This is a genomic window from Streptomyces botrytidirepellens, assembly GCF_003721215.1.
Taxonomy (GTDB): Bacteria; Actinomycetota; Actinomycetes; order Streptomycetales; family Streptomycetaceae; genus Streptomyces; species Streptomyces himastatinicus.
The window spans coordinates 1-6,228 of record NZ_RIBZ01000677.1; the positions used below are offsets into that span (position 1 = coordinate 1).

The 6,228-nt window shown below is 67.7% G+C and carries 6 protein-coding genes; 5 read left to right on the plus strand and 1 reads right to left on the minus strand.

The window, feature by feature from the left end:
* Nucleotides 1–90: 90 nt before the first annotated feature.
* Nucleotides 91–1,344, plus strand: a complete 1,254-nt coding sequence (locus tag EEJ42_RS35455) for a L,D-transpeptidase (RefSeq protein WP_123106322.1) — start codon at nucleotides 91–93, stop codon at nucleotides 1,342–1,344.
* Nucleotides 1,345–1,369: 25 nt separating this feature from the next.
* Here EEJ42_RS35455 and EEJ42_RS35460 read toward each other — a convergent pair whose 3' ends face one another.
* Nucleotides 1,370–1,771, minus strand: coding sequence for a hypothetical protein (locus EEJ42_RS35460; RefSeq protein ID WP_123106323.1), 402 nt, complete (start codon nucleotides 1,769–1,771; stop codon nucleotides 1,370–1,372).
* Nucleotides 1,772–1,982: 211 nt separating this feature from the next.
* On the opposite strand from EEJ42_RS35460, the gene ctaE reads away from it, so the two are divergent.
* The 4 genes from ctaE to qcrB all read left to right on the plus strand — a co-directional run bounded on the left by ctaE (nucleotide 1,983) and on the right by qcrB (nucleotide 6,168).
* On the plus strand, nucleotides 1,983–2,603 hold the full coding sequence (gene ctaE, locus EEJ42_RS35465) for an aa3-type cytochrome oxidase subunit III (protein ID WP_123106324.1): 621 nt from the start codon (nucleotides 1,983–1,985) through the stop codon (nucleotides 2,601–2,603).
* 69 nt (nucleotides 2,604–2,672) lie between these two features.
* Nucleotides 2,673–3,482: a cytochrome bc1 complex diheme cytochrome c subunit gene (qcrC, locus tag EEJ42_RS35470; protein WP_123106325.1), complete on the plus strand. Its 810-nt coding sequence runs from the start codon at nucleotides 2,673–2,675 to the stop codon at nucleotides 3,480–3,482.
* A complete protein-coding gene (gene qcrA, locus EEJ42_RS35475) occupies nucleotides 3,479–4,534 on the plus strand; it encodes a cytochrome bc1 complex Rieske iron-sulfur subunit (RefSeq protein ID WP_123106326.1) in 1,056 nt (351 codons plus the stop codon). Before qcrC ends, qcrA begins: the two co-directional genes overlap by 4 nt.
* Entirely contained in the window at nucleotides 4,531–6,168 is a 1,638-nt protein-coding gene (qcrB, locus tag EEJ42_RS35480) for a cytochrome bc1 complex cytochrome b subunit (RefSeq protein WP_123106327.1), read from the plus strand. The genes qcrA and qcrB overlap by 4 nt, the downstream gene beginning before the upstream one ends.
* Nucleotides 6,169–6,228: the final 60 nt, after the last annotated feature.

Genomic DNA, 6,228 nt, shown 5'->3' on the forward strand with positions numbered 1-6,228 from the left:
GCACCTTCCCAGGTGCCGGGCCCCTTTGCCGTGTCACCCTGCTGCCTCGTCCGGCGCGCCGTCCGCCGCGGGCGTCCATAGCGTGAGCGCATGAACCACACACCTCGATCTCCTCGAACCCGGGCGGTGCTCTCCAGTGCCCTGCTGGTGGCGTCGCTGATAGCGGGTCTCAGCGGATGCGGGGGCCCCTCCTCGGACCCGCTGTCCGCCAAGCCGTACGACGCCGCCGACCAGATCTCTTTCAGCGGTGAGAGCGGCGCACGCGACGCCGACCCGGACCGGCCGCTCCAAGTGACCGCCAAGGGCGACGACGGCCGGATCACGGACGTCACCGCCACCGACGCGGCGGGCCGGTACGTACGGGGCGAGCTGACGCCGGACGGCAGCCGGTGGCGCTCCACCGTGCCGCTGGCGGCGGGCGCCCACTACACGCTGCGGGTGTCCACGGAGGACTCGGGCGGCGCGCCGGGCCGCCGTACGATCGACTTCACCACGAGCTCCAAGCGCAAGCAGCTGAAGGTCACCTTCGGCCCGAAGTCGGGCGAGTACGGGGTGGGCCAGCCCGTCACCGCCAAGCTGAGCCGCCCGGTGAAGGACCCCTCGGCCCGGGCCGTGGTCGAGCGGGGCCTGAAGGTCGACTCACAGCCCGCGGTGGAGGGCGTCTGGCACTGGGTGAACAGCAAGACGCTGCACTACCGCCCGGCCGAGTACTGGCCCGCGCACGCCACCGTCAAGGTTCACTCCAACCTCAAGGGCATCAGGGTCGGCGGCGGGCTCTACGGCGGTGACGCCAAGCCGCTGCGGATCACCACCGGCGACCGGATCGAGGCTCTGACCGACTCCGGGACCCACCAGATGACGGTGCGGCGCAACGGGCAGGTGATCCGGACCATCCCGATCACGACCGGTATGCCCGGGTTCGACACCCGTAACGGCACCAAGGTGATCCTCGCCAAGGAGTCGGCGGTGCGGATGACGGGCGCCAGTATCGGCCTCGGCGCCGGTTCCTACGATCTGATGGTCTACTGGGCGGCCCGGGTCACCCAGAGTGGTGAATACGTCCACGCCGCGCCCTGGTCGACGGGCTCGCAGGGCTACGCCAACGTCAGCCACGGCTGCACCGGCATGTCCACCGAGAACGCCCGGTGGTTCTTCAACACCGTGCACCTCGGCGACCTCGTCACGGTCGTCAACAGCAACGGGGACGACATGGCCACGTTCGGCAACGGCTACGGCGACTGGAACATGGCCTGGGCCGACTGGCGCCAGGGCAGTGCCCTCGCCGCCGGTCAGCGGGACGGCAGCACCCCGGCCGACTCGGCCCGGCTCCGCCCCATGGCATGACCGCGTGACACCGCACCGCGTGCGGTCAGGCGCCCACCGCGAGCCGCTTGCGGAGCAGCCCGGCCAGCGCGTCCGTCAGGGCCACCGGGTCCACCGGATGCGTCACCGCGGCCTCCGCGCGGCTCCAGGTGGCCAGCCAGGCGTCCTGCGGGCGGCCGATGAGCAGCACCACCGGCGGGCACTGGAAGATCTCGTCCTTGATCTGCCGGCAGACGCCCATCCCGCCCGCGGGCGCCGTCTCGCCGTCGAGCACGCAGATGTCGATCCCGCCGTCCTCCAGCGCCTCCAGGACGGCCGGGAGCGTCGCGCACTCCACGAACTCCACCGGAGGCAGATCGGCGGCGGGCCGGCGACCGGTCGCGAGCCGCACCTGTTCGCGGGTGTTCGCGTCGTCGCTGTAGACCAGCACCGTGGCGGTCGGCCGCATCGTTTCCTCCGCATCAGCCAAGGGGATTACCGGGCTCCTGCGGCGGATGTTACTCCCGTACAGCCTTCCGGAGGAGGGGGCGAACCGATCTCTCCCTCCTTCGAGGGATCGCCCGGAACAGGCGCGACGAGCAGCATCGATGCCCTTGACACCGCCCTGGACACTCCGAACGGCACCCCCGGGAGTGAGGGCCGGATAAGCGACCGACATAATGTCGGTCGTGGCGACAGCAACAGCAGTAGATACCGGGCACGCGCACCCGTCGGTCAACCGGCCGAACCTCACCAGCGTCGGAACCATCATCTGGTTGAGTTCCGAGCTGATGTTCTTCGCGGCCCTCTTCGCGATGTACTTCACCCTGCGATCGGTGACCGGAGCCGAGCACTGGAAGGAAATGGCGTCCGCGCTGAACTTCCCGTTCTCGGCGACGAACACCACGATCCTCGTGCTCTCCTCCCTCACCTGCCAGCTCGGTGTCTTCGCTGCCGAGCGTGGCGACGTGAGGAAGCTGCGCTCCTGGTTCGTGATCACCTTCATCATGGGCGCGATCTTCATCGGCGGTCAGATCTTCGAGTACACCGAGCTGGTCAAGAAGGACGGGCTTTCGCTCTCCTCCGACCCGTACGGCTCGGTGTTCTACCTGACCACCGGTTTCCACGGACTGCACGTGACGGGCGGACTCATCGCCTTCCTGCTGGTCCTGGGGAGGACGTACGCGGCCAAGAGGTTCACCCACCAGCAGGCGACGGCGGCCATCGTCGTGTCCTATTACTGGCACTTCGTCGATGTCGTCTGGATCGGCCTCTTCGCCACGATCTACATGATCAAGTAAGCCGGTCTCCGCGACCGGAAGCACGTCCTTAAAGCATCGACGCAGAAGATCCTGACACCGGGGTAATCCGTGAAAAAGCTCTCCGCACGACGGCGCCATCCGCTGGCTGCGCTCGTCGTCCTACTCTTCGCGCTGGCGGTCACTGGGGGGCTGTACGCCGCGTTCTCGCCGAGCGAGGCGAAGGCCGATGACAGCTCCGCCCAGTCCCTCGCCATCGAGGAGGGCAAGAAGCTCTATTCCGTCGGCTGCGCCAGCTGCCACGGTACGGGCGGTCAGGGGACCACTGACGGCCCGAGTCTGGTCGGCGTCGGCTCGGCGGCCGTCGACTTCCAGGTCGGCACCGGCCGGATGCCCGCCCAGCAGCCGGGCGCCCAGGTGCCGAAGAAGAAGAAGGTCTACTCGGACGCCGAGATCGAGCAGCTGGCCGCGTACGTCTCCTCGCTCGGCGCCGGGCCGGTGACGCCCTCCAAGGGCCAGTACAGCACCGATGGCGCGGATGTCGCGAAGGGCGGAGAGCTCTTCCGTACGAACTGCGCGCAGTGCCACAACTTCGCCGGCAAGGGTGGTGCCCTCACCAACGGCAAGTACGCGCCGTCCCTCGAGGGCGTGAGCAAGAAGCATCTGTACGAGGCCATGCAGACCGGCCCGCAGAACATGCCCTCCTTCCCCGACACCACGATGCCGGAGAAGAACAAGCAGGACATCATCGCGTACCTCGACACGGTCAACAGCGACAAGTCCAAGACCCCCGGTGGCCTTGAGCTCGGCGGGCTCGGCCCGGTCAGTGAGGGCCTCTTCGCCTGGGTCTTCGGCATGGGCGCGCTGATCGTCCTCACCATCTGGGTCGCCGCCCGGACCGCAAAGGCCAAGAAGTCATGAGTAGCCACGAGATTTCACAAGCAGAAGAGAAGCTGCCCGAGGAGCGGGCGGAGGGCGGCGCGACCGTAGTCGCGGAAGACCCGTTCGCCGACCCGGGGCTGCCCCCGCACGAGCACCGTCAGCAGGACATCGACGAGCGGGCCGCCCAGCGGTCCGAGCGCACCGTCGCCCTGATGTTCACGGTCTCGATGCTGGCGACGATCGCCTTCATCGCCTCCTACGTGGCGCTGCCGGTCGACAAGTACATCTACGTCTTCCCGATCGGCCACATCAGCGCGCTGAACTTCGCGCTGGGCGTCACCCTCGGCATCGCGCTGTTCTGCATCGGCGCCGGTGCGGTCCACTGGGCCCGCACCCTGATGTCCGACGTGGAGATCGCCGACGAGCGCCACGCGATCGAGGCCGACCCCGAGGTCAAGGCCAAGGTCCTCGACGACTTCCGGGCGGGCGCCAAGGAGTCCGGCTTCGGCCGCCGCAAGCTCGCCCGCAACACCCTCTTCGGCGCGCTCGCCCTGGTGCCGCTCTCCGGCGTCGTGCTGCTGCGCGACCTCGGCCCGCTGCCGGGCACCAAGCTCCGGCACACCACCTGGGCCAAGGGCAAGCGGCTCATGAACTACAACACCATGCAGCCGCTGCGGCCCGAGGACATCTCCGTGGGCTCCCTCACCTTCGCCATGCCCGAGGGCATGACCGAGGAGGACCACGACTTCCAGACCGAGATCGCCAAGGCCGCCCTGATGCTGGTCCGGCTCCAGCCGGAGAACATCAAGGACAAGCGCGAGCTGGACTGGTCGCACGAGGGCATCGTCGCCTTCTCGAAGATCTGCACCCACGTCGGCTGCCCGATCAACCTGTACGAGCAGCAGACCCACCACGTCCTGTGCCCCTGCCACCAGTCGACGTTCGACCTCTCCGACGGTGGCCGAGTGATCTTCGGTCCGGCCGGTCACGCACTGCCCCAGCTGCGGATCAGGGCCAATGACCAGGGGTACCTCGAAGCCATGGGCGACTTCTCGGAGCCCGTCGGTCCTGCTTACTGGGAGCGCGGATGAGTACTACAACAGACACGGGCACGCCGCGGCGCGGCAAAGCGCCCGCGGGCGAGCGCGTCGCCGACTGGGCCGACGGCCGGCTGGGCATCTACAGCCTCGCCCGGGCCAACATGCGCAAGATCTTCCCGGACCACTGGTCCTTCATGCTGGGCGAGGTCGCGCTCTACAGCTTCATCATCATCATCCTCACGGGTGTGTACCTGACGCTGTTCTTCCACCCCAGCATGGAAGAGGTCGTGTACCACGGCCCGTACGTCCCGATGCAGGGCGTCCGGATGTCCGAGGCCTTCGCCTCGACGCTCGACATCAGCTTCGAGGTGCGCGGCGGTCTGCTGATCCGGCAGATCCACCACTGGGCCGCGCTGGTCTTCCTCTGCGCGATGTTCGTGCACATGATGCGCGTCTTCTTCACTGGCGCGTTCCGCAAGCCGCGTGAGATCAACTGGCTGTTCGGCTTCCTGCTGTTCTTCCTCGGCATGCTGACCGGCTTCACCGGCTACTCGCTCCCCGACGACCTGCTCTCCGGCACCGGTCTGCGGTTCATCGAGGGCGTGTTCCTGTCGATCCCGGTCGTCGGCACCTACATCTCGATGTTCGTGTTCGGCGGCGAGTTCCCGGGCATGGACCTCATCCCGAGGCTCTACCCGGTCCACGTCCTGCTGCTGCCGGGCATCATGCTCGGCCTGCTGGTGGCGCACCTGATCCTGGTCTTCTACCACAAGCACACGCAGTACCCCGGGGCCGGCAAGACCAACAAGAACGTCGTCGGCATGCCCCTGCTGCCGGTCTACATGGCCAAGGCGGGCGGCTTCTTCTTCCTGGTCTTCGGCGTCATCGCGGTCATCTCCGCGATCGCCACGATCAACCCGATCTGGACCATCGGCCCCTACCGGCCCGACCAGGTCTCCACCGGCGCCCAGCCCGACTGGTACATGGGCTTCGCCGAGGGTCTGGTCCGTGTGATGCCGGGCTGGGAGATCACCGCGTGGGGTCACACGCTCGTCCTGGGCGTGTTCATCCCGATCGTGCTCTTCCCGCTGGTCCTCTTCGCGATCGGCCTCTACCCCTTCATCGAGGGCTGGATCACCGGCGACAAGCGCGAGCACCACATCCTGGACCGCCCGCGCAACGCCCCGACCCGTACGGCCTTCGGTGTCGCCTGGCTGACCGCGTACTTCGTGATGCTGATCGGTGGTGGCAACGACCTCTGGGCCACCCACTTCCAGCTGTCGATCAACTCGATCACCTGGTTCGTGCGGATCGGCTTCTTCGCCGGCCCGGTCATCGCCTTCATCGCCACCAAGCGGATCTGCCTCGGCCTCCAGCGCCGCGACAAGGAGAAGGTGCTGCACGGTCGCGAGACCGGCATCATCAAGCGCCTGCCGCACGGTGAGTTCATCGAGGTGCACGAGCCGCTCACGCAGGAGCAGCTGCACGTGCTCACCCAGCACGAGCAGCCGAAGGCGTACGAGATCGGCCCCGAGGTCGACGAGAACGGCGTCCGCCGCAAGGTCACGGCGTCGCAGAAGCTGCGGGCCAGGCTGTCCAAGACGTACTACGGCAAGGACGCCTTCATCCCGAAGCCGACCTCCGAGGAGTACAAGGAGATCACCAGCGGCCACGGCCACCACTGATCTCTTCCGTCGTCTGACGCCACAGACCAGGGCCCCGGCCCGGACCTCACCGTCCGGGCC

Bases quoted from the DNA above. Each gene is read 5' to 3' on its own strand.
- EEJ42_RS35455 (WP_123106322.1), top strand. From the start codon at position 91: ATGAACCACACACCTCGATCTCCTCGAACCCGGGCGGTGCTCTCCAGT.
- EEJ42_RS35460 (WP_123106323.1), bottom strand. From the start codon at position 1,771: ATGCGGCCGACCGCCACGGTGCTGGTCTACAGCGACGACGCGAACACC.
- ctaE (WP_123106324.1), top strand. From the start codon at position 1,983: ATGTCGGTCGTGGCGACAGCAACAGCAGTAGATACCGGGCACGCGCAC.
- qcrA (WP_123106326.1), top strand. From the start codon at position 3,479: ATGAGTAGCCACGAGATTTCACAAGCAGAAGAGAAGCTGCCCGAGGAG.
- qcrB (WP_123106327.1), top strand. From the start codon at position 4,531: ATGAGTACTACAACAGACACGGGCACGCCGCGGCGCGGCAAAGCGCCC.